The organism is Phytopseudomonas straminea (genome assembly GCF_900112645.1).
Lineage (GTDB): Bacteria > Pseudomonadota > Gammaproteobacteria > Pseudomonadales > Pseudomonadaceae > Aquipseudomonas > Aquipseudomonas straminea.
This window is the reverse complement of record NZ_FOMO01000001.1, coordinates 316864-343281: the sequence shown is the minus strand read 5'-3', so window position 1 is coordinate 343281 and position 26418 is coordinate 316864. Positions and strand designations below refer to the sequence as shown.

The following is a 26418-nucleotide window of genomic DNA, read 5'->3' as shown; positions in this document are numbered from 1 at the left end:
CTCAGGGAGCAAACGAGTGAGCGGTTGGCAATTGGTGGTTTTCGTGGGGCTGAGCATCGCCCTGACCCTGGTCTCCTGGCGTTCGCTGGGCAACCCGCGCAGCCACGGCTTCTACCGCTACTTCGCCTGGGAGGTGATGCTGGTGATGCTGGTGCTCAACGCGCCGTTCTGGTTCGAGGACCGCGCCGCCGTGCATCAGCAGATTTCCTGGGTGTTGCTGACCGCCTCGCTGGCGGTGCTGTTCGCCGGCATACACCAGATGCGCCGCTTTGGCCGCGCTAATGAGCAGCGTCAGGATGACGAGCTGTTTGCCTTCGAGCGCACCTCGCAGCTGGTCACCAGTGGCATCTTCGGCTACATCCGCCACCCGATGTATTGCTCGCTGCTGCTGCTCGCCTGGGGCATCGCCTGGAAGCAGCCGACCATCCTCGTCATGCTGCTGGCCGTGGCTGCCAGCGTGTTGCTGTGGCTGGCAGCGCGCGTCGAGGAGCGTGAGTCGCTGGCCTATTTCGGCGACGCCTACCGCGGCTACATGGCGCGCAGTCGGATGTTTGTGCCCTACATCTTCTGAGAACCCGTTTAGGGTCTTTCGCTACAGGCTCACCGATTTTGGCAGCTAAGTGGCGGGAACGGACGTTCGTAGGTTGGACGACGCTTCACCTACGCGGCCCGATCTGTCCACCGCTCTCCAATCGCAATGGCAGATGAAAAGAGCGTCATCCACCCTACGTAGCTGAATTCAGCGAACGTCGGATGAAGGCTGGTCTTCCAGCATCAGCTGCCGGTAAGCGCGCTGGTATGCCTCGTAATCCAGGTTCTGCTGCTGAAGCTGCTTGAGGCGCTCCTGCTTGCTCAGCTTGCCGCTCTCGCTTACAGCTGGAGCCTTGGCGACAGGCTCGTCGATCAGCTGAGTGTTGCTCAGCAACTCATCGATCACCGGGTCCATCTTGCTTTTTGTGCCCTGCCACTTCATCAGCGACAGGCCACCTTTGCCGCGCAGGTGATAGGCCGCCGTGGCCAGTGTCTGCCGCTGCGGGCCGAGAACGGTCAGCTCGGCGCTGGACAGATAAGGCGCCATGTCCCACGTGCGCCGCGCCGTATACCGCACTACGTAAGGGCACTGGTGCCATGGAATCGTCGAATATGGCTGGGTGGTTATGCCGTGTCGGGCGAAGCCCTGCTGCAGCACCGGTACGAAGTCGCTGACCATGACCTTGGGGTTTTCTTCGATGCACATAGTAGTCGGCGCGCTTTGCAGTGGCGTGACGCGAACCGAAGTGCAGGCGGCCAGGCCTAGCGCCAGAACCGAGAGGGAAAGCGCGGATAGAGCTTTGGACATGCTGAGCAACTTCCTTGTGATGAAAAAGCCGCCCGCAGGCGGCTTGTTTGGCAGGGGGAAGCAGGCGCTTACTTGACGCTCGCGTACTTACCCTTCAGCGCGACGCCCGCCATGATGGCGCCGGCGTGGCATTCGAACTTGCTGTTGTCGCGGTATTCCTGGTTCTTGTAGTTGCTGGCCAGGTCGACCACGGCGTTGGCGCCGGCGGCCTTGGCCGAGTTCTGTAGCTTGATCAGCGCCGATTGCAGCACCCAGCGGCAGGCTTCTTCGTCGGTCTTGTTGAAGGCGTTGGTCTTCTGGCTGGTGGTGACGTTGGCATTGATGATCTTGGCGCCAGCCGGGGTCTTGTTCAGGTAGAACTTCACGGAGCCGTCCAGGCGGCCGGCCTGGGTGGCTTCGTTGACCACCGACTGGAAGTCCAGGAAGTGGGCGGTGTCACGGGCCTGGCTGACGGCGGGCAGCAGGGCGGCGGTAAGCAGAGCAGCAGCGGTCAAGCGTTTCGCGTTCATCGGTTTTTCTCCTGGGGTGTCACTGGGTCTTGGAAAGGGAAGGACGGCGCAGTTCCTGCTGGATGGTGCGGTCGAGCGTGCGTACCCACTTGTTGTAGGCGCGGTGGATCTTGCCGTCGCGATAGCCGAGATTCTGGCTGTCGCGGTACTGGATCGCGTAGGTCGAGGCCGTGTAGGGAATGGTGATGTCGGCTTGGTGCCCGCGGCGCGTGTACTGCGCCATGATCTGCCCGCGGTCGGCGCGCTCCACCGTCCACTGGCGGCGTTGCAGGGCGGTGAGGACAGCACGGCGCATGTCGTCCTCGCTCACCGCCACGCTGGCAGGCGCGCTGCTGTTGATGTTCATCAGCGGTTTCGAGGTGCAGGCGGTAATGCCCAGCAAAAGCACGGTGAGCAGGGCGAAGCGGTTGAAACGAGACATCATCCTTGGTCCTTGTCTTGAGAAAAATCAGCGCCAGCGGCGGAAGATCAGCGAGGTGTTGACCCCGCCAAAAGCGAAATTGTTGTTCATCACGTATTCGTGGCTCATCTCGCGGAATTCGCCGCGCAGGTAGTCCAGCTCGCCGCAGGCCGGATCGATGTGATCCAGGTTGAGGGTGTGCACGTAGCTATCGCGGTTGAGCATCTCGATGCTGAACCAGGACTCCAGCGCGCCGCAGGCACCGAGAGTGTGGCCGAAGTAGCTCTTCTGCGAGCTGATCGGCATGCGCGCACCGAACAGGCTGCTGGTGGCCTGGGTTTCGGCGACGTCGCCCTGTTCGGTGGCGGTGCCGTGGCCGTTGACGTAGCCGATGGCGTCGGGCGCCAGGGCTGCGTCTTCAAGGGCCAGTTCCATGGCGCGGCGCATGGTGGCCTGCACCGGCTTGGTGGCGTGCTGGCCGTCGGCATTGCAGCCGAAACCGACGATCTCGGCGTGGATGGTCGCGCCACGGGCCAGGGCGTGCTCCAGCTCCTCGAGCACCAGCATGCCGGCGCCCTCACCGATCACCAGGCCGTCACGGCCGCTGTCGTAGGGGCGCGGGCTGGTGTGCGGCGCGTCGTTCTTCAGGCTGGTCGCGTACAGCGCATCGAAGACCATCGCTTCGGTCGGGCACAGCTCCTCGGCGCCGCCGGCAAGCATCAGCGGCAGGCGGCCGAACTTGATCGCCTCGTATGCGTAGCCGATGCCCTGGCTGCCGCTAGTGCAGGCGCTGGAGGTAGGGATCAGCCGGCCGGTGAGACCGAAGAAGATGCTGATGTTGGCCGCCGTGGTGTGCGGCATCATGCGGATGTAAGAGTTGGCGTTGAGGCCGTCGGCCACCGAGTTGAGCAGCATGTTGCCGAACGCCTTGATCTCCTCGGTGCTGCCGGTGGACGAGCCGCAGGCCACGCCCATGCGCCCGTCCTTGATGCTGTTGTCATCCAGCAGGCCGGCATCGGCCAGGGCGCGCTCGGCGGCGTACACCGACAGGCGCGACACGCGACCCATGCTGCGCAGCTGTTTGCGGGTCCAGCTCGATGGCACGACGAAGTCGTCCACCGGGCCGCCCAGGCGGGTGTTCAGCTCGCTGAAGCGATCCCACTCGTGCATCACGCGGATGCCGCTGCGGTTGGCGCGGAAATTCGCCGCGATGCTGTCCCAGCTGTCGCCTAGGGAGGTGATGCCGGCCATGCCGGTTACGACTACGCGCTTCATGCCACTTCGCTCTCTTTCAACACAGACCGCCATTGACGGCGATCACCTGGCGGGTGATGTAGGCCGCCTCTTCGGACATCAGAAAATTCACCGTGCCGGCCACTTCTTCCGGCGTGCCCATGCGCGCGGCCGGCACCATCTTGAGGATCTCCTCGAGCGGCACGTGCTCGTCGACAATCTCGGTGTCGATCAGCCCCGGCGCCACGCAGTTGACGGTGATCTTGCGCTTGCCCAGCTCGATTGCCAGGGCCTTGGCGGCGCCGATGATGCCGGCTTTCGAGGCACTGTAGTTGACCTGGCCGCGGTTGCCGATCAGCCCGGAAACCGAAGTGATACAGACGATACGCCCTGGCTTGCGGCGACGCACCATCGGCATGGTCAGCGGGTGCAGCACGTTGTAGAAACCATCCAGATTTGTGCGCAGCACCACATCCCAGTCTTCCTCGCCGAGGGCCGGGAAGGCGCCGTCGCGGGTAAGCCCTGCGTTGCACACCACGCCGTAGTAGGCGCCGTGGCTTTCCACGTCGGCTTCCAGGGCGTTGCGGCAGGTGGCCCGGTCGGCCACGTCGAATTGCAGGATGCGCGCCTTCTGGCCCATGGCCTCGATCTCGCGTTGCACCGCTTCGGCCTCGTCGCGGCGCGAGCGGCAATGCAGCACCAGGTCGAAACCGGCGCGCGCCAGGCGCAGGGCAATGGCGCGGCCGATACCGCGGCTCGATCCGGTGACCAGAATGGTCTCGCTCATTAAGACGGCTCCTGAAGTGGGGGTTCTTGGATATAGGTGGACACGTCGCGGGGCTGGAACACGTTGAGCCGCGCCTCGACCAGAATGCCCGGGCCTTCGAGACGGCATTCGAACACGCACATGCCGTTTTCGTCCTGCAGGGAACGGTTGGCATGGATCAGCAGGGTGCTGCCGGCCGGGAAGCGGTCGACGTTGCAGCTGAAGTTGCGGGTGCCAAGCAGAAAGCCCAGCTCCACCGGCAGGCCCTGCTCACGGGCATGGCAACCGGCGAATGCGGCCACGCTCTGGGCCATCAGCTCGATGCCCACCGCAGCCGGCAGGCTGCCGTCTGCCTGGCTGAACAGGCCGTTCGGGCGCACCACCAGGCGGGTGTCGATGTGCTCGGCGCCGAACCCCAGCACCTCGTCGATCAGAATCATGTCGCCAGCGTGGGGCACCAGCTCGGCGACGGGCCAGACACTCACGGCAGGTCTCCCAGGACTAATGAAATGTTGTTGCCGCCGAAGGCGAACGAATTGCTCATCAGATAACGCCGCTCGGCCGCAGGCAACTGCTCGCCGACGCCGACCAGCTTGAGGCGCGGCAGCTGTGGATCGGCCTGGCCGTCCCAAACGTGGGGTGGCAGGCGCTTGCCGGCGTTGTATTCGCTCAGCGTCAGCCAGCAGAAGGCCGCTTCCAGCGCACCGGCGGCGCCCAGGGTGTGGCCGGTCAGCGGCTTGCTCGACGAGCAGGGCACACCGGCCGGGAACAGCTGCGCTACCGCCAGGCTTTCCATGGCGTCGTTGTGCGGCGTGGCGGTGCCGTGCAGGTTGAGGTAGCCGATCTGCTCGGCAGCCACCCCGGCGGCGGCCAGCGCCTGGCGCATCGCCTGCTGGGCACCGAGGCCCTCGGGATGCGGCGCGGAAATGTGGTGGGCGTCGGAGGTGGCGCCACCGCCGAGCAGGCCGATGCCGGGGCCCTGTTTGGCGCGGGTCATCAGAAACAGCGCGGCAGCCTCGCCGATGTTGATGCCGTGGCGGTTGGCCGAGAACGGGTTGCAGCGCTCGTCGGACACTGCTTCCAGGCTGGCGAAGCCGTTCAGGGTCAGCTTGCACAGGCTGTCCACGCCGCCGCACAGTACCGCGTCGCACACGCCCATGCGCAGCAGGCGCTGGGCGGCGAGCAGGGCGCGGCCGCTGGAGGTGCAGGCCGTGGACTGGCAATAGACCGGGCCGGCGAGGCCCAGCCAGTCAGCCAGGAAATTGGCCGGCGCGGCGATCTCCTGGCGGCTGTAACGGTAGGCGGGCGGCAGCTCGCCACTGTGCACGTACTCGGCGATGTGCTCGCCGGCTTCGGCGATGCCCGAGGTGCTGGTGCCGAGCACCACGGCGATGCGGCTGGCGCCGTAGGTGGCGATGGCGGCCTGGATATCGTCGTGGATTTCCAGAGCGGCGGCCAGCAGCAGACGGTTGTTGCGGCTCGCCGCCTGCTCGAGGCCTGCGGGCATTTCCGGCAGCGGCGCAGCCACCGCACCCACGGTCACGCTGCGCTCGGGAATCCAGCCGGCCTGGCGGCGCATGCCGCGGGTGTCACCGGCGAACAGGGCGTCGGCCACCGCCTGCTTGCCCTGGCCAAGGGCGCAGATCACGCCGAGGGCGTCGAGTCGAGCGATCATGGTTGCGTCTCCAGCGGGCTCACGCGGTACTGCTGCGTGGCATTGCTCAGTTCGATGGCCTGCCCGGCGCCATAGCGGATGCGCCAGTCAGGGGCCAGCTGGCGCCCCTCGGCGCCTTGTCGCCAGCCTTTATCGGCATAGCTGCCGGCCAGTTGAGCATCCGGAGTGAGGGCGAACAGCAGGGCGGCGAACAGCTCGCGGGCCGCGGGGTTGGGTGGCAGCAGGCCGTCATTGTGCCAGGCGCCGTCTGCCAGCGATTGCCGGGCCAGCGGGACGCCAAGGGGGTCGAACAGCGACCAGCGCAGGGCCGCGCCCTCGGCCTGGATCACCAACAGCCAGTCCTGGCCATCGGCAGTGCTGACCTGCAGCGACATCGGCAGCGGCTGCGCCAGTTGCGGCGTGGTGGCGGGCAGCGGCGTGCGTGCGGCGCAGGCCGTCAGCAGCAGGATGCAGGCAAGGGTCAGCAGGTGTTTCATGCCGGCTCCAGGGGTTTGCGCACCGCAGCGTTGACTAGGGTCTCGTTGCGCTGGCCGAACGGCTTGGCCTTGCGGATGCCCCAGCGCTCCAGCAAACCGAAATCCTCCGAGCGGCTCCACCACAGGTACGGATAGGAGACGTTGCGCTCGCTGAATTCGAAGCCCTGCTGGCGCAGCATGGCCAGGTATTCGGCGGCGCTCTTCTGCACTTCCATGGGGTGGCGGAACAACCAGCGGATCACCCAGGTGTCGATATAGTACTTGGTCGACTCGGCGAACAGCAGCAGGCCGCCGGGCTTGAGCACGCGCCAGAACTCGGCCAGCGCCTGCTCCTGCTCGACCAGATGATGAAAGGTCTGGTGGCAGAAGAGCATGTCCACGCTGGCATCGGGCAACTGGATCGCCGCGCAGTCGCTGGCGATCAGTTGCACGTCGAGGCCCAGGCGCTGGGCTTCGGCGCGCGAGCAATCGAGGCTGTGCGGGTCGGCATCCAGGCCAATGATCCGCGACGGCGCGAAGGCACGTTGCAGCAGCGAGAACGACTTGCCCTGGCCGCAGCCGGCATCCAGCACCACCGGTGCGACAGGCAGCGGGCTGTCGATCAGCCCGCACAGGTCGTCGACGGCCACGCGCAGCACATGGTGCTGCCACACGTGGCTGCGCAGGAACCAGAAACCGAAACCGGTCTCTTCGACGTAGGTGGATGCGGCGCGATCCATCGCAATCTCCTCAGGCACTGGCACACAACTCGGCGAGCACCCGCAGGCGACGGCGAGGTTCGGCTACATAGGGGTTGCGCGCGTCCCACGCATAGCCGGCGAGGATGGAGCTGATCATGGCGCGGATCTCGGGCGAGGCATTGGGGTAGTAGATGACGTCCTGGAAGCTGCCGTCGTACCAGCCTTCGACGTACACGCGGAAGGTGTCGACGCCGCGTTTGAGCGGAATCGCGAAGTCTTGTTCCCAATCCACCGTCTCGCCGCTCAGCTGGCGGTGCAGCAGGTTGGCGGCCATGCTCGCCGAGCGCATGGCGATAGTCACGCCCGAGCTGAATACCGGGTCGAGGAATTCGGCAGCGTTGCCCAGCAGCGCGAAGCCCTTGCCGTGCAGTGCCTTGACGTTGGCCGAGTAGCCCTTGATCTCGCGCACCGGGGTGTCCCACACGGCATTGCCGAGCACCTTGGCCAGGCTCGGCGTTTCGGCGACGAACTGCTTGAGCGCAGCGTCCATGTCCTCGGGGTAGCCGTCGAAACGCTCGGCCAGGCCGACCACGCCGAGGGAGCAGCGGCCGTTGCTGAACGGAATGGTCCAGAACCACACGTCGCGCAGGCTGGCGTGGGTGGTGATGAGGATCTTCTCGCGGTCGAAGCCCGGGTGGTCGATGCGGTCTTCGATATGGGTGAACAGCGCCTTGCGCATCGGCAGATTGGACGGCAGTTCCAGATCCAGCAGGCGCGGCAGCAGGCGGCCGTAGCCGCTGGCGTCGAGCACGAAGGTGCAGCGCACCTGGTACTCGTGACCGTCGGTCAGGCGGCGTACCGACAGCAACGGCTGCTCGCCGCTGAAGTCCACGGCGACGATTTCCTCTTCGTAGCGGATGGTCACGCCCTGGCGCTCGGCTTCGTCGGCCAGCACCTTGTCGAAATCGGCGCGCTGCACCTGATAGGTCGAGCCGAAGCTCTTTGTGAAGGTCTCGCGGAAATCGAAGTCGGTGTAGCGATCACCCCAGGCGAAGGCCGCGCCGTGCTTGGTCTGGAAGCCTGCGGCACGCACCGCGTCGATCATCCCGGCTTCCTCGACGAAGTCCAGGCAGTGCGACAGCAGGCTCTCGCCGATCGAGAAGCGCGGGAAGCGCTGGCGTTCGAGGATCAGCACCTCGTGGCCCTTGCGCTTGAGGATGGCGGCGGCAATCGCGCCAGCCGGGCCGGCACCGGCTACGACGATCTGATGCTGTTGGACTTCAGGAGATTTCATAACGGCTTTTCGCCTCGCTCGGATAAGCGTGCCGACCCATCACGGCGGGCAGCAGGGTGGAGAACAGACTCATCAGCAGCAGGCCGAAATACACAATGGCATCGATCAGCTGCAGTTGCAGGAGCAGGTTGAGAAAGACGATTTCGGTCAGGCCGCGAATGTTCAGCAGCAGGCTTTCCTGCCACTTGATCCGCGCTGAGGCACCGGGCTCGGCCCAGTGCAGGCCCAGCCAGCTGCCGAGCACCTTGCTGAGCACCGGCGCCACCAGCAGCACGCCCACGGCGAACCAGGAGTCGGCCGCGCCGATGCCGTGAAAGTCCACGCGCAACACGCCGCAGGTGAGGATCAGCGGTACCGCCAGGCCGTTCATCAACAACTTCCACTGGCGCTGCGGCAAGGGCAGCTGGAATGGCACGCGGATCGCCGCCAGGCACAGCATGTAGGCGATGCCGAACACCAGGGCGTTGAGCTTGAGGTTGTGCAGCAGCACCATCAGGGCGAAGAACGGCAGGCTGTAGAACAGCGGGTGGCGCAGTCGCAACAGGTTGAGCGCCAGCGGCAGCGCAGCGGCCAGCAGTGGCCACAGCAGGCTGATCGGATGGCTGCTGCCCTGGGCCAGGCCGAACAGGCTCCAGCACATGAAATCCATCAGAATCGCCGCGTGCAGCAGGCGTTTGGTGGCCGCCGGCGGGTAGCCGATGCTCTGCAGGAACAGGTACAGCACCGGAATCGCGGTGATCGAGAACAGCAGGCCGATGCCCACCGCGCTCAGCCAGCTGTAGTCGCCGGGCAGCACCCACAGGGCGCAGGCCAGACCGGCCAGCAGCGGAATGAGAAAGCTCGGCAGGGCGATCTTCAGGCACGCCGGGCTGAGCTGCAGGTCGATCACGTCGCTGAGGATGTACCCCAGCAGCAGGGCGAAACTCAGCCCATAGGCCAGCTCGACCCAGGCCGGTGCCAGCAGGTCATCGGCCGTGAGCTGCAGGTACGGCTCCGCCCAGCCGAGCAGCAGGGCGGGAATCGCCAGGCTGGCGACCAGCAACTGGCCGACGATGGGAATCAGCCGGCGGCCACCGAGGATGCCGACCAGGGCATAGAGCGCCAGCGCCAGCAGCCAGAAGCCGAGCACGCTCATGGCTGGGCCTCCGCTCTGTGGCGCGGCGCCGCCCAGGGCGAGAGCAGGAAGCAGAACATCAGGCCCAGGCTGATGGCCAGGCCGAAGTTGGCGATTGCCGGCGTCTGGCTGATCAGCAGCAGGCCGAACGACAGCCAGCTGGAGACCGCCGACAGCAACGTGCCGAGCAAGCTGACCGCCGGCCCGCCGATGTTCTCGCGCATCAGGATGGCGTAATCGACGCCGATGGCGGTGATCAGCAGCAAACCGAACAGGCTGAACAGCGTCAGCGGCTGGCCCAGCCAGCCCAGGCAGGCCAGGGCGGCGAGGGCCGCCAGCAGCGGCAGGCAGACCACCCGCAGCGCGCCGCCGAGGCCGAACGGGATGCATAGCAGCAGCACGATGGCCAGGCAGGAGATCAGCTTGAGTTCGGCGGCGCTGACCTGGGTAGCGGCGAACAGGCGGTTCAGCTCGCCGAGGCGGTCGACCAGCTGCACACCGTCCAGGCCATCGGCGGCGCCTTGCAGCACGGCGCTGTCGGCCTGCCCCTGCAGGCTGACGATGGCGGCCACGCCATTTTCATCGCGGCCCAGCCACAGCGCGCGCCAGGGCTCGGCCAGAGGGCTCGTCAGGGCCTGTTCCAGGTTGGCTTGTGGCTGCTCCAGCAGTTGCTGCAACTCGGCCTGCAGGGCGTCGGCGGGAATGCCCAAGGCCAGCAGCGGCTGCCAGTGCTCCGGCAGAGTACGCAGCGCAGCGCGGGTGGCCTGCAGTTGGTCGGCAGGGGCGATCAACCCATTGAGCGACAGGTAGCTGCGCAGTTGGCCGTTGCCGACCAGGGTATCGAGCCGTGCGCCGAGCGCCTGCTGGCGCTGCAGCAACTGTGCTTCGTCACTGGCTCGCACCAGGAAAAACTGGCTGGTGGGCTGCTGGCCGGTGAGTTCGACGATGCGCTGGGATTGAGCGAACAGCGCCGGGTCCTTGCCCAGCCACTGGCGCAGATCGTTCTGGCTGTGCAGCTGCCAGATGCCGCCGGCGCAGAACGCCAGGAACAGCGCCAGCAGCCAGTAGGTGCCATGGCCCTGGCGCAGGCGGTTGTGCCAACTGATCGTGCGGGTGGCCAGGGCCAGCAGGCGCGGTGCCGGGCGCAGCTGCATGCCGTTCAGCCAGGCGGGCAGCAGGCACACCGAGCAGAGGTAGGCGCCGATCAGCCCGGCGGCGGAGAACGCGGCTATCTGGGTCAGCGCCGGAAACGGCGTGAAGGCCAGCGCCAGGTAGCCGATCAGATTGGTGCCCAGGCTCAGGGTCAGGCCCGGCAGGGTGCTGCGCAGGGCGCTCCAGCTGCGCCACTTGGCATGGCCCCAGCTCTTGCTCAGGTAATGCAGCGGGTAGTCGGCGGCCACCCCGATCAGGCTGGCGCCGAGCACCAGGGTCAGGGCGTTGATCTGCCCGAAGATCAGCACGCAGGCGGCGCAACCGGCCACCAGCGCCATGCCGATGGGCAGCAGGCTGAGCAGCACCCGCGGGCGGCGGAAGCCAATCAGCAACAGCAGCAGGGTGCCGAGGCTGGCCGCGCCGCCGATCAGGGTCATCTCGCTCATCGCCTTGTTCTGGCCGGCGGCGGCATACAGCGCGCCACCGGTGGCGAGCAGCTGGCCGCCGTCGGCCTCGACGCGCTGGCGGGCGGCCTCGATGCCCTGGGCGATGACCAGCGGCGACTGCATGTCGAAGGCGTCGCCACGGCTGCGCAGGTGCAGCACGGCCCAGCTCATGCCGGGCTCGCTGACCAGCAGTGCGCCGCTGGCCAGGTCCGGCTGCACCCGACCGCCAAAATTCAGGGCCTGCTGGGCGCGGGCGCCGAGGCCGAGCCAGTCCTGCTCCGGCGGCAGTAGGCTGAATGAGGCGAAGGGGTCGAAAAGTGCCGCGGCACGTTGCTCGATGAAGGCGTCCGGCCGCTCGACCAGCAACTTGCGGTCGGCGGCAGACAGCAGGTTTAGGCGGCTGTCGCGCAGGTGCTGGCGCAGGGCATCGAGGTCGCTGTCGAGCTGCCAGCGCACCTGGCCAAAATGGCCGCTTTCCTGCCATTGCCGGCCCAGCTCGCCAGCCAGGGCGATGGCGCGCTCGCGCTGCGGGTGGCCGACCAGCACCAGCAGGTCGTGCTGAATCGGCTCCTGCATGCGTGCTTCGGCCTGTTGCAGGCGTGCGTCGCCAGCGCCGCTGGGCAGCAGGGCGAGAATGCTGGCCGCTACCGGCGGGCCATTGCGCCATTGCCAGGCGGTCAGCGCCAATAGTGCCACCAGCAGCACGGCAAACAGCCGCGGCAGGCGGCGTTCGATCAGGGCGTGCTCAGCGCGCAAAATCGCTGCGCTCCTGTTCGCTCAGGGCGTCGCCGGCGATGCTGGCGGACATGCGCAGCAAGGTGCGGTCACCCTGGGTTTCGTGCAGTTCGATGCGCTCGACCAGTTCGCCACCGCCGATGTCGATACGGCTGAACACCTGCTTGAGCAGCAGCGAGGTCGGCGTCAGGGTCAGGGTCCAGGCCTTGGCATCGCCACTGAGCTGCAGCGCGAAATTGCGCGCCAGGCCGCTGTGGTTGCCCTTGAGCACGTCGAGAAACAGCTTGCTCTGCTGGGCCGCCACGTCGCGCCCCGGTTGCATCTGCCAGCCGTCGGCGGTGCGCTTGGCGATGCCGTTGGCGTCGATGCGGTAATCCTGCTTGAGCGGTTTTTCCAGCTTCCACAACAGGCCGGCATCGGCGGCCAGCACGAAGGTGCCGCTGCTGGTCAGCGGTTGCGGGAGGGCGCGCAGGTGCTTTTCCTGCACGAATGGACCACGCACCACGGGGTGTTGCGAGAGCTGTTGGCTCAGGGCATCGAGGGTGAAGGTATCGGCCTGGCTGACCAACGCGGTGAACAGCAGGCCGATCAGCAATGAGAAACGCGCCAGGGCTTTCATCCAATCACCCGCTGCACGGCATCGACAAACACCTTGGGCGAGGCCAGCTGCATTTCGCGGCTGGCGATCTCCACCGCGACCTGCACGCTGCTGCCGCGGGTCATGCGTTCGCCGGTGGCGGTGTCGCTGATCAGGTAGTGGATCTTCAGGCGGTTTTCCCACTCCACCAGATCGGCGCATACGCTGATGCGCTGGCCGAAGGTGGCGCCGCGGATGTAACGCAACTGCAGGTCGATTACTGGCCAGGCGTAGCCGCTGTCGCGCATCTGCGGGTAGCCGTGGTCGAGCTTGTCGAGCAGGGCACAGCGCGCCTGCTCGAAGTATTTGACGTAGTGGCCGTGCCAGACGATTTCCATCATGTCCACGTCGAAGAACGGTACGAGGATTTCCACTTCGGCTTGCAGAACGCCTTTAGCGCGCATGGGGAGCGTCCTCGAGAGCGATGGCTATCTCTGTGGGAGCGGGCCATGCCCGCGAATCGTGGGCATGGCCCACTCCCACAACAATCTGATCAGACATACAGGCTCCAGTGCTGAGCGCGGATGCGTTGCAGGCACAGGCGCAGTTCGCCTTCCAGGGCGCGATCCTCGATCAGCGGCGGGAAGTCCTCGCCCAACTGCCCGTGCATCTCGGCCAGGGCGGCGGGCAGCACGGTGGCTTCGGCACGTTGGCGCAGCCATACGCCCTGGTTGGCGGCGATCAGCGTGGCGGCCGCGACCTGCTCGGCCAGCTCCAGGCTGCGCAGGGCGTCGCGGGCGGCGATGGTGCCCATGCTCACTTTGTCCTGATTGTGGCACTCGGTGGAGCGCGAGAACACGCTGGCCGGCAGGGTGTTCTTCAGGGCTTCGGCGGTCCAGGCACTGGCGCCGATCTGCACGGCCTTGAAGCCGTGGTTGATCATCGCGGTTTCCACGGGGGCGCCGGACAGGTTGCTCGGCAGGCCGTGGTTGTAGCGGGTGTCGACCAACAGGGCGAGTTGGCGGTCGAGCAGGTCGGCGAGGTTGCCGATCAGGTTCTTCAGGCTGTCCATGGCGAAGGCGATATGCCCGCCGTAGAAGTGCCCGCCGTGCAGGACGCGTTCTTCATCGGGGTCGATCAGCGGGTTGTCGTTGGCGCTGTTCAGTTCGTTTTCGATGAACTGGCGCAGCAGCCCCAGGCTGTCGGCCAGTACGCCGAGCACGTGGGGTGCACAGCGGATGGAATAACGATCCTGCAGGCGATGCAGCGGCGCGGTCGGCGCGTCGATGGCCAGGTCCTGGCGGATCCACGCGGCCACCTGGTTCTGGCCCGGGTGCGGCTTGGCGGCGAACAGGCGCTCGTCGAAGTGCTCCGGGTTGCCCTGCAGGGCGATGACGTTGAGCGCGGTGATGCGCGTGGCCAGCTTGAGCAGGTAATCGGCGCGCGAATAGGCCTGGCAGGCCAGGGCGGTCATCACCGCAGTGCCGTTCATCAGCGCCAGGGCTTCCTTGGGGCGCAGCACCAGCGGTGTCCAGCCCAGTTCGGCGTGCACGTCAGCGGCGCTGCGGCGCTCACCGCGGTACATCACCTCGCGCTCGCCACACAGGGTCGCGGCGATGTAGGACAGCGGCGTCAGGTCGCCGCTGGCGCCCACCGAGCCTTCTTCCGGGATCAGCGGCAGCACGTCGTGGTCGAGAAACGCCTGCAGGCGCTCGAGCAGTTCCAGGCGCACGCCGGACATGCCCTGGCACAGCGACTGCAAACGCGCGGCCAGCACGGCGCGGGTGGCCTGCTCGTCGAGCAGCTTGCCCAGGCCGCAACCGTGGAAGGTGTAAAGATGACGCGGCAGCGCCTCGACCTGATGCAGCGGCACGGCCACCACGCAGGAGTCGCCGTAGCCGGTGGTGATGCCGTAGATCATGCCTTCGCGGTCCAGCAGGCGGTCGACGAAACGCGCACCGCGGGCGATGCGCTCGCGCCAGGCTGGGCTGTCGTCGAGCACGCCGCGCGCGCGTCGCTGGGCCAGGCTGACGATCTGCTCGAGACGCAGAGGCTGCGCGCCGAAGGTCACGGTTTCAGGCTGCTGTGTTGTCATGGTCGTTCCAGAACGGATAGAAGTTGAACCACTGCTGCGGGGCTTGCAGGCAGCGTCCGGCGAGGTGATCGGCGTAGCGTTGCGCCCAGCCCTGAATCACCGCCTGGCGCTCGCTGCGCTTCCACTGCACGGCGTCGGTGAAGGGCTGCAGCATGACCTGATAGCGGCCGTCGATCTTCAGGCAGTCGATCAGGTTGACCGGGCAGCGCAGCAGCCCGGCGAGCAGCCAGGGGCCTTGCGGCAGCGGCGCTGGGTGGCCGAGAAAATTCACCTCGACGGTGCGCTCGCCATGCAGCGGCACGCGGTCGCCGGCAATCGCCAGCCACTCGCCGCGCTCCAGGTGCTCGGCCAGGCGCAGCATCACCGCCGGGTCCAGCTCGCTGACCTGAATCAGCCGCAGGTTGCTGGCGCCGCTTTCGTTGAGCAGGCGGTTGAACTGTTCGGCGTGGCGGGTGTGCACCAGCACGTTCATGCGCACCCGGGCGCTCAGCTCGGCCAGGGCGCGGCACACTTCGAGGTTGCCCAGGTGGGCGCCGACCAGCAGCTGGCCGCGGCTGCCGTTCATCTGCCCGTGCAGGCCGTGGGGGTCGACCAGCTCGACGTCGCTCAGCTTGAGGCGGCCGCTCCACACATCGAGCTTGTCGAGCAGGCTGTCGGCGAAGGCCATGAACTGGGCGAACACCGAGCGGCGGCTCGGGTGCAGGTCGGGGCGTGCGCTCCACTCGGCGAGGTTGTGCTGGTACTGGTGAATGCTGCGCCGCGCCTTGCCGCCGGCCACGAAGAAGTAGGCGACGATCAGGTACAGCAGTGGGCTCAGCGCCCGGCGGCCGAGATGGCGGGCGGCCAGGGCGGTGAATTTCATCAGGGCGAAGCTGCCGCGCTCGCGCTGGCTGGCCCAGTGGCTGGAACGCTGCATCAGCGCCACCGCCGGTAGAGCAGCACGGGCGCGCGACAGAGCATGCCGAAGAACAGTCGGGCGTGCATTTTCGAGATCAGCACGTTGTCCTGCCAGAGGCGGAAGTGCGAGACGCCGTCCTCGGGGTAGTGCACCCGGGTCGGCAGCCAGCGCATCGGCTGCCCGCGCCAGGACAGGCGCACGAGGATTTCCGAGTCGAAATCCATGCGCTTGCCCAGTTTCGCCGAGTCGATCAGCGCCACGCTGGCGGCCAGCGGGTAGACCCGGAAGCCGCACATGGAGTCGCGAATCTCCAGCGACAGGCTGTTGATCCACACCCACACGTGGGTCAGGTAACGCGCATAGAGACGGCTCTTCGGCACGCTGGCGTCGTACTGCGGATAGCCGCAGATGATGGCCTCGGGGTGGGCGCGAGATTCGTCAAGAAAGGCGCGCACCGCCTGCAGGTCGTGCTGGCCGTCGGCGTCCACCTGCAGGGCGTGGGTGAAGCCCAGGCGCTGCGCTTCACGCAGGCCGGCCATCACCGCGCCGCCCTTGCCCTGGTTCTCCGGCAGGCGCAGCAGATGGGTGTCGGCTTCACAAGCCAGGCGGTCGATCACCGCGGCGCAGCTTGGGCCTGAAGCGTCGTCGACCAGCAGACACGGCAAGCCGGCGGCCAGTAAACTGGCGACCACGCCGGGCAGCGGCCCTTCGTGGTTGTACACCGGGATCAGCGCGCAGGGGCGATGCTGCAAACCGCTCATGGCGCCGCCTTGAGCAGGATGCGCCCGGACGAGCAGTTGGCTTCGCCGCTGCGGAAGGTGAAGTACAGCTTGCTGCGCTCGGCGTCGAAACGCAGGGTCAGCTGCAGGCGGTCACCAGGGCGCACCAGCTGCTGAAACTTGAGCACTTCCATGCCGCCGAACAGCGGCGGCAGGTCGTTGATCAGCTCGCGGGCCAGTTGCTGGGCCCAGTCGATCTGCACCACACCGGGCAGCACCGGAGTGCCGGGAAAGTGGCCGCTGAAGTGGGCCAGATCGAGCGGCACGTCCAGTTCCAGATGCCACTCGCCGTTATCCTCACGGGCGCTGGCCGGCTCGACGCGGGTTGGCCGGGCGGCGGCCAGCAGCTCGTTGACCTGGGCCTGGCCCAGCTTGCCCTGGCTGCTGTAGGGCAGGTGCGGCAGCAGGCGCCAGCGGCGCGGCAAGGCTATGGCCTCGCAGTGGCCGGCCAGGTGCTGGCGCAGGCCTTCGGTCAGGTGCCGACGGCCCTGATTGCGCAGCGTGTGGATGCCTTCCGGCGACAGCGCCACCAGCGCGCCGAGAAAGGCGCGGCCCTGCTGCAGCACGCCCAGGCGCGCCTCGCTGACCCAAGCATGCTGGGCCAGGGCCTGTTCGAGCAGGGGCAGGGAGATACGTTTTTCTTCCAGCTTGACGATGCGGTCCAGGCGCGCGCCGAGGGTGAAGCGGCCGTCGGCGTGGATCTCCACGGCGTCAGCCATCTGCTCCCAGTGCCCGGCCGGCAGGTAGGGCGAGCTGAGGCGCAGGGCGCCTTCTTCGTTGACCTCGAGCTGCACGCCGGCGAATGGCTGCCAGTGCTGCCCGCCCTGGCGCCAGCCGATGCCGCCGGTTTCCGAGCTGCCGTAGATTTCCGTCGGCCACTGGCCCAGGCGCTCGAGCACCGAGGCGGCAGCATCGGCCGGCAGGGCGCCGCCGGAGGAGAACACCTGGCGCACGCGGCTCAGCGCCGCCCAGTCGAGGTTGTCGCCCATGCGCTTGAGCAGCGCCGGGCTGGTGATCCAGGCAAATTTCGGGTGCGGCAGGCTGGCCAGCTGCAGGTCTTCTGGGAACGGTTGAGCCTTGGGCATGAACATGCGGCCTGCGCACAGCGGCCAGAGCACGCGGAACAGCAGGCCGTAGATGTGCTGGGCGGCCACGCTGCCGATGATCAGCGCATCGCCCAGGCGCTCGCCCCACAAGGCTTCCAGCGCCTCGACTTCGTTGGCCAGCTGGCCAAGGCTCTTGTCGATCAGCTTGGGCTCGCCGCTGGAGCCGGAGGTGCACAGGGTCAGGCGGCAGCGCTCGCGGTCCAGCCGCTTGGCGGCAAGCGGCTCGGCGGCAATCGTTTCGTCGAGCTGCTCGATCCACAGGTCGACCTGAGCGCCCAGGCGCTGGCGGGTCTGCGGCTGCGCATCGGCGGGCAGCAGCACGTGGATGTGGGCCTGCCAGGCGGCGAGCAGCGCGATGGCCAGCTCGGCGGCGTCATGCAGGTGCAGGGCGACGCGCTGCACACCGGCTGTCTGCCAGTGGGCGGCCAGGCACAAGGCGCGGCGGCGCAGCTCGGCGTGCTCGAGTTCGGGCGTCACCTGGCGGCTGGCGTCGGCCTCTAGCAGCAGGTCTTCGAGGTTCAGCCAGCTCATGCGGTTCTCCTTACACGTTGACGCACCAGCCATTCGCCGGCGAATAGCAGGCCCATCAGCAGGTAGGAAATCAGCCCGGTGTACAGCGCCCACCAAGACAGCGGTGCCCACAGGTTCAGCGCCACCACCAGCAGGCCGTTGCTGAGCATGAAGGCGGCCCATACCTCGGTGACGCGGCGGGTGTAGCGCACCGCCACCGGGGGCAGTTCGGGTTCTCGCAGGCGCGCCAGGCGTTCGGCCATCGGCATGCCGATCTTCAGGCTGCTGGCGAACAGCAGGCCGAGCAGCAGGCTGACCAGTACCGGATACCAACGCAGCAGCGCCGGCTCGTCGGCCAGCACCAGCAGCACGCAGAACACCAGCACGGCGCCGGTCATGCGCCGGCTGTTGCGGTCAGCCGGGTTGCTGAGCAGGCGCGCCAGCCACAGGCCGCCAAGCAGGGCGGCGAACAGCGTTGGCGACAGGTGCCCGGCGCCGAAATACACGGCGAACGGGTAGGCCACGCTGACCAGCGTGACCAGCAGGCCGAACAGACGGCTCATGCGGGTTCCGCGTTGACCATCTGATAAACCGCCTCGACCACGTCGCCGACGGTGCGCACGGTTTTGAACGCCTCGGCGGCGATCTTCTTGCCGGTCTGGCGCTTGATGTGGTCGATCAGGTCGACGGCGTCGATGCTGTCGATCTCCAGGTCTTCGTACAGGTTGGCGTCCAGGCTGATGCGCTCGGGGCTTAGTTCGAACAGCTCAACCAGGGCGTCGCGCAAGGTGGCGAAGATTTCCTCACGGGTTTGCATGGTCATCGTCCTCAAGCTGCCTGGCGGCTGGCAACGAAGGCTGCCAGGCTGGCCACGTTGGCGAAATGGGTGCGGGTGTCCTTGGCTTCGGCGTCGATCTTGATGCCGAAACGCTTCTGGATGGCCAGGCCGAGCTCAAGGGCGTCGACCGAGTCCAGGCCCAGGCCTTCGCCGAACAGGGTCATGTCGTCGTCGATGTCCTGAGGGGTGACATCCTCCAGGCCGAGGGAGTCGATGATCAGGTTTTTGATCTCAAGCTGTAGAGCGCTCATCTTTGGCGAGCTCCTGTATGAAATGCTGATGCAGATGATCGTTGAGTTTGCGCGACGCGACTGGCGCCGCGCCCATGGCGGCGAAGTGCGCCGGGTCGATGTCTTCGCCGACGCGCAGGCGGATGTGGAAGCGCCGCTCGGGAATCCGGTACCAGGGCTCGGCCTTGGTCAGGGTGGTAGGCGAGACGCTGATCACCACCGGGGTAATGATTCGCGCGCCGCGCAGGGCGATGGCCGCGGCGCCGCGGTGAAATTCCGGCGGCTGGCCGGGCGTGGTGCGCGTGCCTTCCGGGAAGATCACCAGGGTCTGGCCTTGCTGCAGTGCGCCGGCGGCTTCGTCGAGCATGTCCATGCTGCCGCTGTTGCTGATGTAGCCGGCCGAGCGGATCGGCCCACGCATGCAGGGGTTGTTCCACAGGCTCTGCTTGACCACGCAGTTGGTGTCGCGGGTGAAGGCGATGGTCACCACCACGTCGATCAGCGAGGGGTGGTTGGCGATGATCATCTGCCCTGGGCGGCCCAGGCGCTCGGCGCCTTCGACTTCATAGGTGAGCACGCCGCTGCGGTACATGAATTCGACGAAGGTGCGAAAGGTCAGGCTGACCACCCGGCGGGCGCGGCGCTGGTGAGCGGCGGCGTCGCCAGGCAGCAGGGACAATACCGGGAACACCAGAATGCGCAGCAGCACGCCGCCGATGCCGAACAGCGTGAAGCTGGCCGCCGTGGCGATCAGTCGCCACCAATAGGGCGGGCTGTAGTGCTTCACAGGCTTTGGCGTGACCAGGTCCATTGGCGCTCTTTCCAGGTGTGTTGAAGGGAGGTGCCGTCTGTACTCAGGCACTGGATCAGGCTCAGAGGGTGTGGCCATCCACTGTGCGGGCCGCTGGCGTTGTGCAGTGCCAGGCGCCAGTCGTCGCCGGGTTTGAGCAGCAAGGCCAGGGCGTAAGGGAACGGGACATCGTCGATGAACGGCGCATAGGGCTCTGGCTGGGCTTCTTCGCCGATCACCAGCAAAACCGCCGGTGCACCCTCGGCCAGCAGGCTCAGGGCCTCGAGCATGGCCATTTCCAGACCATCGCCTTCGCCGGCCAGGGCGGTCATCTCGCTGGTGTCGCCGCGCATGATCGACCACTGACCGATGATCGCGTTGTGCACAGAAAGGCTGAACTGTGTCGGCGACAGCGGCTCTTTAACCGCAAGGTCCTTGAGAATGGCCAGGTTGCGCGGGGTTTCGCCGTGTCGCGAGGCAAATACCAGCGGTAGCGCGGAATGTCCTTCGGCCAGCGGCCAGGCGACCTGGAACACCATGCGCGCCAGGCGGCTCAGGCGGCGGCGCTGCAGAGCGGGCAGAAAGCCGACATCGGGCTGTTCAGCACCATCGGCAAGGCGTTCGGGCGCCTTGCTCCAGGCGAGCCAGTCATCCGTACTGTCCAGGCCGGGGGCCCAGGCACGCCATTGATCGATCCTGAACTGCATTTCTGAAGAAACTCTGCTTGGCCCGCCGGGCATTTCCTTGTCTGTGCGACTGTCCTGTGCGACAAGAGCCTTGTCGATGGGTAGCGATGCTGCGCCGGCCATTATCCGGGGCTTGGCAAGACCCCGCAAACATTAAGTAGCGATTTTCTGATGGATGACCCGTTTCGCTTGTTTCCCGTGAATGTCATCAAGTTTTGCCTAGTATCTATGTACTAGTCATAGGGGAGGTTCGGATGAGGCGTGTGGTGTTCAATCAGAAAGGTGGCGTGGGCAAATCCAGCATTGCCTGCAATCTGGCCGCGGTCAGTGCGTCACAAGGGTACCGAACGTTGCTGGTCGATCTCGATGCCCAGGCCAATTCGTCCCATTACCTCACAGGCCTGACCGGCGACGAGATTCCCATGGGCATCGCCGATTTCTTCAAGCAGACGCTGTCCAGCGGGCCGTTCGCCAAGAAGGGCAAGGTGGATATCTACGAAACGCCCTTCGAGAACCTGCACGTGATAACCGCAACGCCCGAGCTGGCCGAGCTGCAGCCAAAGCTTGAGCAGAAGCACAAGATCAACAAGCTGCGCAAACTGCTCGAGGAATTGTCCGAGGACTACGAGCAGATCTACCTGGATACCCCGCCGGCGCTGAACTTCTACACGGTTTCCGCATTGATCGCCGCGGATCGTGTGCTGATTCCCTTCGATTGCGACACCTTTTCCCGCAACGCGTTGTACGGGCTGCTGCGCGAGATCGAGGAGTTGAAGGAGGATCACAACGAGGAGCTGCAGGTCGAGGGCATCGTGGTCAACCAGTTCCAGCCCCGCGCCTCGCTGCCGCAGCAACTGCTCGACGAGCTGGTGCAAGAAGGCCTGCCGGTGTTGCCGGTCAACCTGATGAGTTCGGTGAAGATGCGTGAATCCCACCAGGCCTGCACGCCGCTGATCTACCTCGACCCGCGCCACAAGCTGACCCAGCAGTATGTCGAGCTGCACGACTTGCTGCAGCGCGGCTAATCGGGGCGGGCTGTCCTGGGTATCGCTTCGCTCAACCGCAGGCTACGGCCTTATTCCTTCTGTAGCCCGGTGTTGAGCGTAGCGATACCCGGGTTCGTTACTAGCGCACCACGAACACGTCGCACGGCGCCTTGTGCAGGAAATGCTGGGCCAGGCTGCCGAGCAGTGCCTGGCTGAGAGCGCCGCGACCGTGGCTGCCGAGTACCAGCAGGTCGCTGTTACGCGCCCTGAGCTGTTCCTGCAGACAACGCAGGATGCCGCCCTGGTGCACCGCATGACTGATGCTCGGGCCGGACGGCGGCAACAGGCGGGCTTCATCCTCCAACAATTGGGCGATCAGCGCCTGCTGGATCTGCAACTGGCTGTCGGCCTGCTCACCGCTGGCCTTGCCCGGATCGAACACGTGCACGGCGTGCAGCTCGGCGCTCTCCGCCAGCAGCCCGTAGGCGCCGGCCAGGGCGCTGCAGGCACACAGGGAAAAGTCGATGGCGGCCAAGGCCTGCTTATAGGGGCCGGGGCTTGGATGGGCGACCAGCAGCAACGGCACCGGGCAGTTGCGGGCGATGCGGTCCAGGCTGGTGCCGGAAAAGAATTCGTGGCGCTCCAGATGGCCACCGAGCACCAGCAGGTCGTGACCGTTTTCCCGTAGATGCTGCAGCACCACCTCCGACGGCTTGCCGCTGCGCAACTTTAATTCGCTGCCGGGCGGGGCGTATTGGCTGATGCTGGCGTCCAGCGTTTGGCGTGCATGGTCGTGGGTCTGCTCGCTCTGGGTCGGGTCGAGCACGTGCAGCACGCTCAGGCGTGCGCCATGCTGCTCCGCCAGTTGCGCCGCGCGGCGCAGCGCCAGGTCGGCGGTGCTGCGCAGGTCATGGGCGATCAGAATGTGCTTGAACATGGCGCCTCCCACCGTACAGTCATCCGGCGTTGCGCCTGAATGATCCCTCCTTGGATTAGTCGGCTTTTTGACCGGTGGCAAGGTCAGGTGTCAGCGCAGCACCCTTCAAACGCCCTGGCTGTTCAGCCAGGCAAGCAGTTGCGGCACGGGCAGGGCGCCGCTTTGCCGGGCGACTTCCTGACCCTTACGAAACAGAATCAGGCTGGGAATCGAGCGGATACCCAACTGCGCGGACAGTTGCTGATTGGCTTCGCTGTCCAGCTTGCCCAGCCGGCAACGGGTACGCAGCTCGCTGGCCGCCTGTGCGAAGGTCGGTGCGAAGCTGCGGCACGGCCCGCACCAGGCGGCCCAGACATCCACCAGCAGCGGCAGGTCGCCCTTCAATTGGTTGGCGAAGTTGCCCTGATTGAGGTCGAACGGCGAGCCCGGCAACACCTCGGCCTTGCAGTGGCCGCAGCGCGGCGCCTCACCCAGGCGCGCGGTGGGAATGCGGTTGAGGCTGCTGCAGCTGGGGCAGGGGATGATCGCTGAGTCGCTCATGACGGGCTCCGAACAGAAGAATATCGGCCGAAAGCCTATGGACTGTGGCGTGCCATCGCAAGACGCGCAGACTGGCGGACGATGCCAGCGCTTTTGCCGGGCGAGCGCTATGATGGGCCGTTTGCGGCGGCCGGTGGAGAGCTAAGCATGAAGGCGGTGAAGAAGTGGGTGCGTCTGGGCAGCCTGGTGGTGGCGGTGATCGCCCTGACCTTTTTCGCCCTGCGCATCTACGACGCCCACAACAAACCCGACCTCGGCCCCTGGCATACCTTCGTGCCGCGTGAGCTGAGCGCCGACGAGCTGGATGCCGCCAGCTGGCAGGATTATCTGCTTGCCGAGCAGGCGTTGTTCGCGGCGCTGCCCGGCAATGTCTACCAGCGCCTGGACGATGCCGAGCGCGTGCCGGACAACCGCTACTTCGTCGACAGCCCGCTCAATGCCTCGCGCTTCGAATGGGACTGGAACCGCTCCTACGTGCTGGAGCCGGACGGCAAGCCCAAAGGCGCCGCAGTGATGCTGCACGGCCTGACCGATTCGCCCTACAGCCTGCGGCATATCGCAGGCGTCTATCGTGACGCCGGCTTCGTGGTGGTCGGCCTGCGCCTGCCTGGGCATGGCACCACGCCGGGCGCGCTGACCCGAGTAACCTGGCAGGACTGGCTCGCCGCCACCCGCCTGGCGGTGCGCGAGGCGCAGCGTCTGATCGAGCCAGGCGACGAGCTGCAACTGGTGGGCTATTCCGCCGGCGGCGGGATGGCCCTCAAGTATGCACTCGACGCCCTGGGCAACCAGGAATTGCCGCGGCCGACGCGCCTGACCCTGATTTCACCGATGATCGGCGTCGCCGGTTACGCCCGCTTCGCCGGTCTGGCCGGGCTGCCGGCGGTGTTCCCGGCGTTCGCCAAGGCGGCCTGGCTGGACGTGCTGCCCGAGTACAACCCGTTCAAGTACAACTCCTTCCCGCTCAATGCGGCGCGCCAGTCGTACCTGTTCACCACTGCCCTGCAGGAGCAGCTCGCCGTGCTCGACGGTCGCGGAGCGCTGGGCGAGCTGGCGCCGGTGCTGACCTTCCAGTCGCTGGTCGATTACACCGTCAGCACGCCAGCGGTGGTCGATGCCTTGTACGGGCACCTGCCGGCCAATGGCAGCGAGCTGGTGCTGTTCGACCTCAACCGTTACGTCGATTTCGGGCCGTTGCTTGGCGCCCACGCCAAGTCGCCAGGCGATCTGCTGCCGGTGGCGCCACGGCGCTATCGCACCACGCTGATCGGCAACCTCTCGCCGCAAACCCTGGACGCTGCGGCGCGCATCACCGAGGGCGGAGCCAGCGAAGAGCGTGTCACACCCCTCGGCCTGGCGTTTCCGCGTGAGGTGTTCTCGCTGTCCCATGTCGCCCTGCCGTTTCCAGTCAGCGATTCGCTGTACGGGCTGCAGCCGGACGAGCCGGAGGATTACGGCGTTCACCTCGGTGCGCTGTCGGTGCGCGGCGAGCGCGGTGTGCTGCTGGTGAGCATGGAGGCGCTGCAGCGGGTGACCTCGAATCCCTTCTACCCGTACATGATCGAGCGGCTACGGGAGCATGGGGGATTGCAAGAGCAATAGCTGGACCCAGAGGCAGGGATCGGCAGCTATCTGTGGGAGCGGGCCATGCCTGCGAATTCGCGGGCATGGGCTAGGCGTCCCCGCCCGCTCCCACAGGTAACGTGCCGGCCTTACTAGAGTCGGTTACTCTCAAGCCTCTGGCTGCAAGCGATCATCTCAAACACTCGGCTGCCCCTCAGCCGCATCACCCTTGTCCTTCTTCTCCTTGACCACGAAGTAGAACTCTTCGCCGTGCTTCACCGCGCCGTAGAGCACGGCCTTCTCGATCAGCTCGCTGCCGCGCTGGTCGCGCAGCATCATCGGGTCCTTGCGCAGGTCGCGGTACAGGGCGATGCACAGCAGGGCCATCACCACCACGAAGGGCAGCGCCACCACGATGGTCAGGTTCTGCAGGCCGGTCAGTGCCGCGCCCGGATCGCGTGGGTCGCCAATGGCCAGCATGATCGCGGCCACCGCGCCGGTCAGCGCACCCCAGAAGATCATGGTGCCGCGTGACGGTTCGGTGGTGCCGTGCTCGGACAGCGTGCCCATCACCAGCGACGCCGCGTCGGCGCCGGAGACGAAAAAGATGCCCACCAGGATCATCACCAGCACCGAGGTGACGGAGATGAAGGGGTAGCTTTCCAGCAGCTCGTAGAGGGCGATGTTGCTGTCCACCGCGCCGTTGCTCAGGGTGAACACGCCTTCGCGCAGCGCATCGATGCCGGCGGCGCCGAAGATCACGAACCACACCAGGCTGACCAGGCTCGGCACCAGCAGCACGCCGGTGACGAACTGGCGGATGGTGCGGCCGCGGCTGATGCGGGCGATGAACATGCCCACGAACGGCGTCCAGGAAATCCACCAGGCCCAGTAGAACACCGTCCAGCTGGACAGCCAGTTGTCCATGCTGTCGCCGCCGCTGGCGTTGGTGCGCGCCATCATCTCCGGCAGCATGGCGATGTAGTCGCCCAGGGCGGTGGGCAACAGGTTGAGCATCAACAGGGTCGGCCCGGCGATGAACACGAAGGCGGCCAGCAGCAGGGCCAGCGCCATGTTGGTGTTGGACAGCCACTGGATGCCCTTGTCGATGCCGGATACCGCCGAGGCCACGAAGGCGATGGTCAGCAGGGTGATCAGGCCGACGTAGAACAGCTTGCCGGGCTGCTCCACCCAGCCGTTGTACTCCAGCCCGCCGGCGATCTGCAGGGCGCCGAGGCCCAAGGAGGCGGCCGACCCGAACAGCGTCGCGAAGATCGCCATCATGTCGATGGCGCGGCCGACCGGGCCGTTGGCGTGCTCGCCCATCAGTGGCCGGAAGGCGGCGGAAATCAGCTGCGAGCGGCCGCGGCGAAAGGTGCCGTAGGCGATCGCCAGGCCGACGATGGCGTACATCGCCCAGGGGTGCAGGCTCCAGTGGAACAGCGTGGTGGCCATGGCGATCTGCATGGCGCCGTTGGTCTGCGCCTCGGCGGTGCCTGGCGGCGGGCTCACGTAATGTGACAGCGGCTCGGCGACGCCAAAGAACATCAGGCCGATACCCATGCCGGCGCTGAACATCATGGCGATCCACGAGGTGGTGCGAAATTCCGGTGCTTCGCCATCCTTGCCCAGGGGAATTCGCCCGTAACGGCTGGCGGCCAGCCACAGCACGAAGACCACGAAGATGGTCGAGGTGAGCACGAAGAACCAGCCGAAATTGACGATCACCCAGCTCTGCGCCGTGGCGGCGTTTTTCGCCAGGCTGGTCTGGTTGAGAAAGCCCCAGGCCACGAAGGCCAGGGCCAGCAGGCTGGTGAAGCCGAACACCACCCAGTCCAGCTTGCCTTCCAGATAGCGGTCGCGCCTGGCTTCCTCGGTTTGCGACGGGTCGGTGATGCCGAGTTCGGGTGTTTCAACCTTGTCTTGGGTTGCCATGGTCGCTGCGTGCCCTCTATGGGTTCTTGTTGATCTGCTCACGCAAATGGGCGCATTCCCTGGCTCGTCGCGTGCACGGTGCGTCGACGATGATGCGGATGCGCTACTCGATTTCTCTGTCTGGTAACG

General features: G+C 66.3%; 29 protein-coding genes. 3 read left to right on the top strand and 26 right to left on the bottom strand.

Going from position 1 to position 26418, the window contains the following annotated elements:
- Nucleotides 1-16: 16 nt before the first annotated feature.
- Nucleotides 17-571 carry a methyltransferase family protein gene (locus tag BM279_RS01530; RefSeq protein ID WP_093500295.1) on the top strand — a complete coding sequence of 185 codons (555 nt, stop codon included), beginning with the start codon at nt 17-19 and terminating at the stop codon, nt 569-571.
- A 168-nt stretch (nt 572-739) separates the two neighbouring features.
- On the opposite strand, the gene BM279_RS01525 is transcribed toward BM279_RS01530, so the two are convergent.
- From BM279_RS01525 to BM279_RS01415, 23 genes are all read right to left on the bottom strand, one after another.
- The gene (locus BM279_RS01525) at nt 740-1339 is read right to left on the bottom strand and encodes an Sbal_3080 family lipoprotein (RefSeq protein ID WP_093500292.1); all 600 of its coding nucleotides are present in this window, start codon (nt 1337-1339) and stop codon (nt 740-742) included.
- A gap of 68 nt (nt 1340-1407) precedes the next feature.
- Nucleotides 1408-1848 (bottom strand): hypothetical protein, encoded by a 441-nt coding sequence (locus BM279_RS01520; RefSeq protein ID WP_013789571.1) that lies wholly within the window; start codon nt 1846-1848, stop codon nt 1408-1410.
- Nucleotides 1849-1867: 19 nt separating this feature from the next.
- Nucleotides 1868-2269 carry a hypothetical protein gene (locus BM279_RS01515; RefSeq protein ID WP_208604501.1) on the bottom strand — a complete coding sequence of 134 codons (402 nt, stop codon included), beginning with the start codon at nt 2267-2269 and terminating at the stop codon, nt 1868-1870.
- A gap of 27 nt (nt 2270-2296) precedes the next feature.
- Nucleotides 2297-3523, bottom strand: coding sequence for a beta-ketoacyl-ACP synthase (locus tag BM279_RS01510; protein WP_093500288.1), 1227 nt, complete (start codon nt 3521-3523; stop codon nt 2297-2299).
- 16 nt (nt 3524-3539) lie between these two features.
- Nucleotides 3540-4268, bottom strand: a complete 729-nt coding sequence (fabG, locus tag BM279_RS01505; RefSeq protein ID WP_093500286.1) for a 3-oxoacyl-ACP reductase FabG — start codon at nt 4266-4268, stop codon at nt 3540-3542.
- Nucleotides 4268-4732: a hotdog family protein gene (locus tag BM279_RS01500; RefSeq protein WP_093500284.1), complete on the bottom strand. Its 465-nt coding sequence runs from the start codon at nt 4730-4732 to the stop codon at nt 4268-4270. Before BM279_RS01500 ends, fabG begins: the two co-directional genes overlap by 1 nt.
- Complete coding sequence (locus BM279_RS01495) at nt 4729-5922, bottom strand: beta-ketoacyl-[acyl-carrier-protein] synthase family protein (protein WP_093500282.1); 1194 nt, start codon at nt 5920-5922, stop codon at nt 4729-4731. Before BM279_RS01495 ends, BM279_RS01500 begins: the two co-directional genes overlap by 4 nt.
- Nucleotides 5919-6398, bottom strand: coding sequence for a DUF3261 domain-containing protein (locus BM279_RS01490; RefSeq protein ID WP_093500280.1), 480 nt, complete (start codon nt 6396-6398; stop codon nt 5919-5921). The genes BM279_RS01495 and BM279_RS01490 overlap by 4 nt, the downstream gene beginning before the upstream one ends.
- Complete coding sequence (locus BM279_RS01485) at nt 6395-7117, bottom strand: class I SAM-dependent methyltransferase (RefSeq protein ID WP_093500278.1); 723 nt, start codon at nt 7115-7117, stop codon at nt 6395-6397. Before BM279_RS01485 ends, BM279_RS01490 begins: the two co-directional genes overlap by 4 nt.
- A gap of 10 nt (nt 7118-7127) precedes the next feature.
- Nucleotides 7128-8372 (bottom strand): NAD(P)/FAD-dependent oxidoreductase, encoded by a 1245-nt coding sequence (locus BM279_RS01480; RefSeq protein ID WP_075935683.1) that lies wholly within the window; start codon nt 8370-8372, stop codon nt 7128-7130.
- The gene (locus BM279_RS01475; protein ID WP_093500276.1) at nt 8359-9507 is read right to left on the bottom strand and encodes a cation:proton antiporter; all 1149 of its coding nucleotides are present in this window, start codon (nt 9505-9507) and stop codon (nt 8359-8361) included. The genes BM279_RS01480 and BM279_RS01475 overlap by 14 nt, the downstream gene beginning before the upstream one ends.
- Complete coding sequence (locus BM279_RS01470) at nt 9504-11840, bottom strand: MMPL family transporter (protein WP_093500274.1); 2337 nt, start codon at nt 11838-11840, stop codon at nt 9504-9506. The genes BM279_RS01475 and BM279_RS01470 overlap by 4 nt, the downstream gene beginning before the upstream one ends.
- A complete protein-coding gene (locus BM279_RS01465; RefSeq protein ID WP_093500272.1) occupies nt 11830-12438 on the bottom strand; it encodes an outer membrane lipoprotein carrier protein LolA in 609 nt (202 codons plus the stop codon). The genes BM279_RS01470 and BM279_RS01465 overlap by 11 nt, the downstream gene beginning before the upstream one ends.
- On the bottom strand, nt 12435-12860 hold the full coding sequence (locus tag BM279_RS01460) for an acyl-CoA thioesterase (protein WP_093500269.1): 426 nt from the start codon (nt 12858-12860) through the stop codon (nt 12435-12437). The genes BM279_RS01465 and BM279_RS01460 overlap by 4 nt, the downstream gene beginning before the upstream one ends.
- A gap of 89 nt (nt 12861-12949) precedes the next feature.
- Nucleotides 12950-14491 (bottom strand): HAL/PAL/TAL family ammonia-lyase, encoded by a 1542-nt coding sequence (locus BM279_RS01455; protein ID WP_093500267.1) that lies wholly within the window; start codon nt 14489-14491, stop codon nt 12950-12952.
- Nucleotides 14472-15407 carry an LpxL/LpxP family acyltransferase gene (locus BM279_RS01450; protein ID WP_093500265.1) on the bottom strand — a complete coding sequence of 312 codons (936 nt, stop codon included), beginning with the start codon at nt 15405-15407 and terminating at the stop codon, nt 14472-14474. The genes BM279_RS01455 and BM279_RS01450 overlap by 20 nt, the downstream gene beginning before the upstream one ends.
- Entirely contained in the window at nt 15407-16150 is a 744-nt protein-coding gene (locus tag BM279_RS01445) for a glycosyltransferase family 2 protein (RefSeq protein ID WP_093500263.1), read from the bottom strand. Before BM279_RS01445 ends, BM279_RS01450 begins: the two co-directional genes overlap by 1 nt.
- Complete coding sequence (locus BM279_RS01440) at nt 16147-17805, bottom strand: acyl-CoA synthetase family protein (RefSeq protein ID WP_093500261.1); 1659 nt, start codon at nt 17803-17805, stop codon at nt 16147-16149. Before BM279_RS01440 ends, BM279_RS01445 begins: the two co-directional genes overlap by 4 nt.
- Complete coding sequence (locus tag BM279_RS01435; RefSeq protein ID WP_093500259.1) at nt 17802-18347, bottom strand: COG4648 family protein; 546 nt, start codon at nt 18345-18347, stop codon at nt 17802-17804. The genes BM279_RS01440 and BM279_RS01435 overlap by 4 nt, the downstream gene beginning before the upstream one ends.
- On the bottom strand, nt 18344-18601 hold the full coding sequence (locus BM279_RS01430; RefSeq protein ID WP_027903856.1) for an acyl carrier protein: 258 nt from the start codon (nt 18599-18601) through the stop codon (nt 18344-18346). Before BM279_RS01430 ends, BM279_RS01435 begins: the two co-directional genes overlap by 4 nt.
- 11 nt (nt 18602-18612) lie before the next feature.
- Nucleotides 18613-18873: a phosphopantetheine-binding protein gene (locus BM279_RS01425; RefSeq protein ID WP_013789590.1), complete on the bottom strand. Its 261-nt coding sequence runs from the start codon at nt 18871-18873 to the stop codon at nt 18613-18615.
- A complete protein-coding gene (locus BM279_RS01420) occupies nt 18854-19663 on the bottom strand; it encodes a lysophospholipid acyltransferase family protein (protein ID WP_208604500.1) in 810 nt (269 codons plus the stop codon). The genes BM279_RS01425 and BM279_RS01420 overlap by 20 nt, the downstream gene beginning before the upstream one ends.
- Complete coding sequence (locus tag BM279_RS01415; RefSeq protein ID WP_093500255.1) at nt 19636-20349, bottom strand: beta-ketoacyl synthase chain length factor; 714 nt, start codon at nt 20347-20349, stop codon at nt 19636-19638. The genes BM279_RS01420 and BM279_RS01415 overlap by 28 nt, the downstream gene beginning before the upstream one ends.
- 233 nt (nt 20350-20582) lie before the next feature.
- On the opposite strand from BM279_RS01415, the gene BM279_RS01410 reads away from it, so the two are divergent.
- Entirely contained in the window at nt 20583-21353 is a 771-nt protein-coding gene (locus tag BM279_RS01410; RefSeq protein WP_093500253.1) for a ParA family protein, read from the top strand.
- Between the two features lie 100 nt (nt 21354-21453).
- Here BM279_RS01410 and BM279_RS01405 read toward each other — a convergent pair whose 3' ends face one another.
- Nucleotides 21454-22251: a universal stress protein gene (locus BM279_RS01405; protein WP_093500251.1), complete on the bottom strand. Its 798-nt coding sequence runs from the start codon at nt 22249-22251 to the stop codon at nt 21454-21456.
- Between the two features lie 105 nt (nt 22252-22356).
- On the bottom strand, nt 22357-22791 hold the full coding sequence (gene trxC / locus BM279_RS01400) for a thioredoxin TrxC (RefSeq protein WP_093500249.1): 435 nt from the start codon (nt 22789-22791) through the stop codon (nt 22357-22359).
- 147 nt (nt 22792-22938) lie between these two features.
- Here trxC and BM279_RS01395 point away from each other — a divergent pair, with 147 nt between their 5' ends.
- Nucleotides 22939-24393: an alpha/beta hydrolase gene (locus BM279_RS01395; protein ID WP_093500247.1), complete on the top strand. Its 1455-nt coding sequence runs from the start codon at nt 22939-22941 to the stop codon at nt 24391-24393.
- A 156-nt stretch (nt 24394-24549) separates the two neighbouring features.
- Here the strand turns inward: BM279_RS01395 and BM279_RS01390 are convergent, their stop codons facing one another.
- On the bottom strand, nt 24550-26289 hold the full coding sequence (locus BM279_RS01390) for a BCCT family transporter (protein ID WP_013789597.1): 1740 nt from the start codon (nt 26287-26289) through the stop codon (nt 24550-24552).
- Nucleotides 26290-26418: the final 129 nt, after the last annotated feature.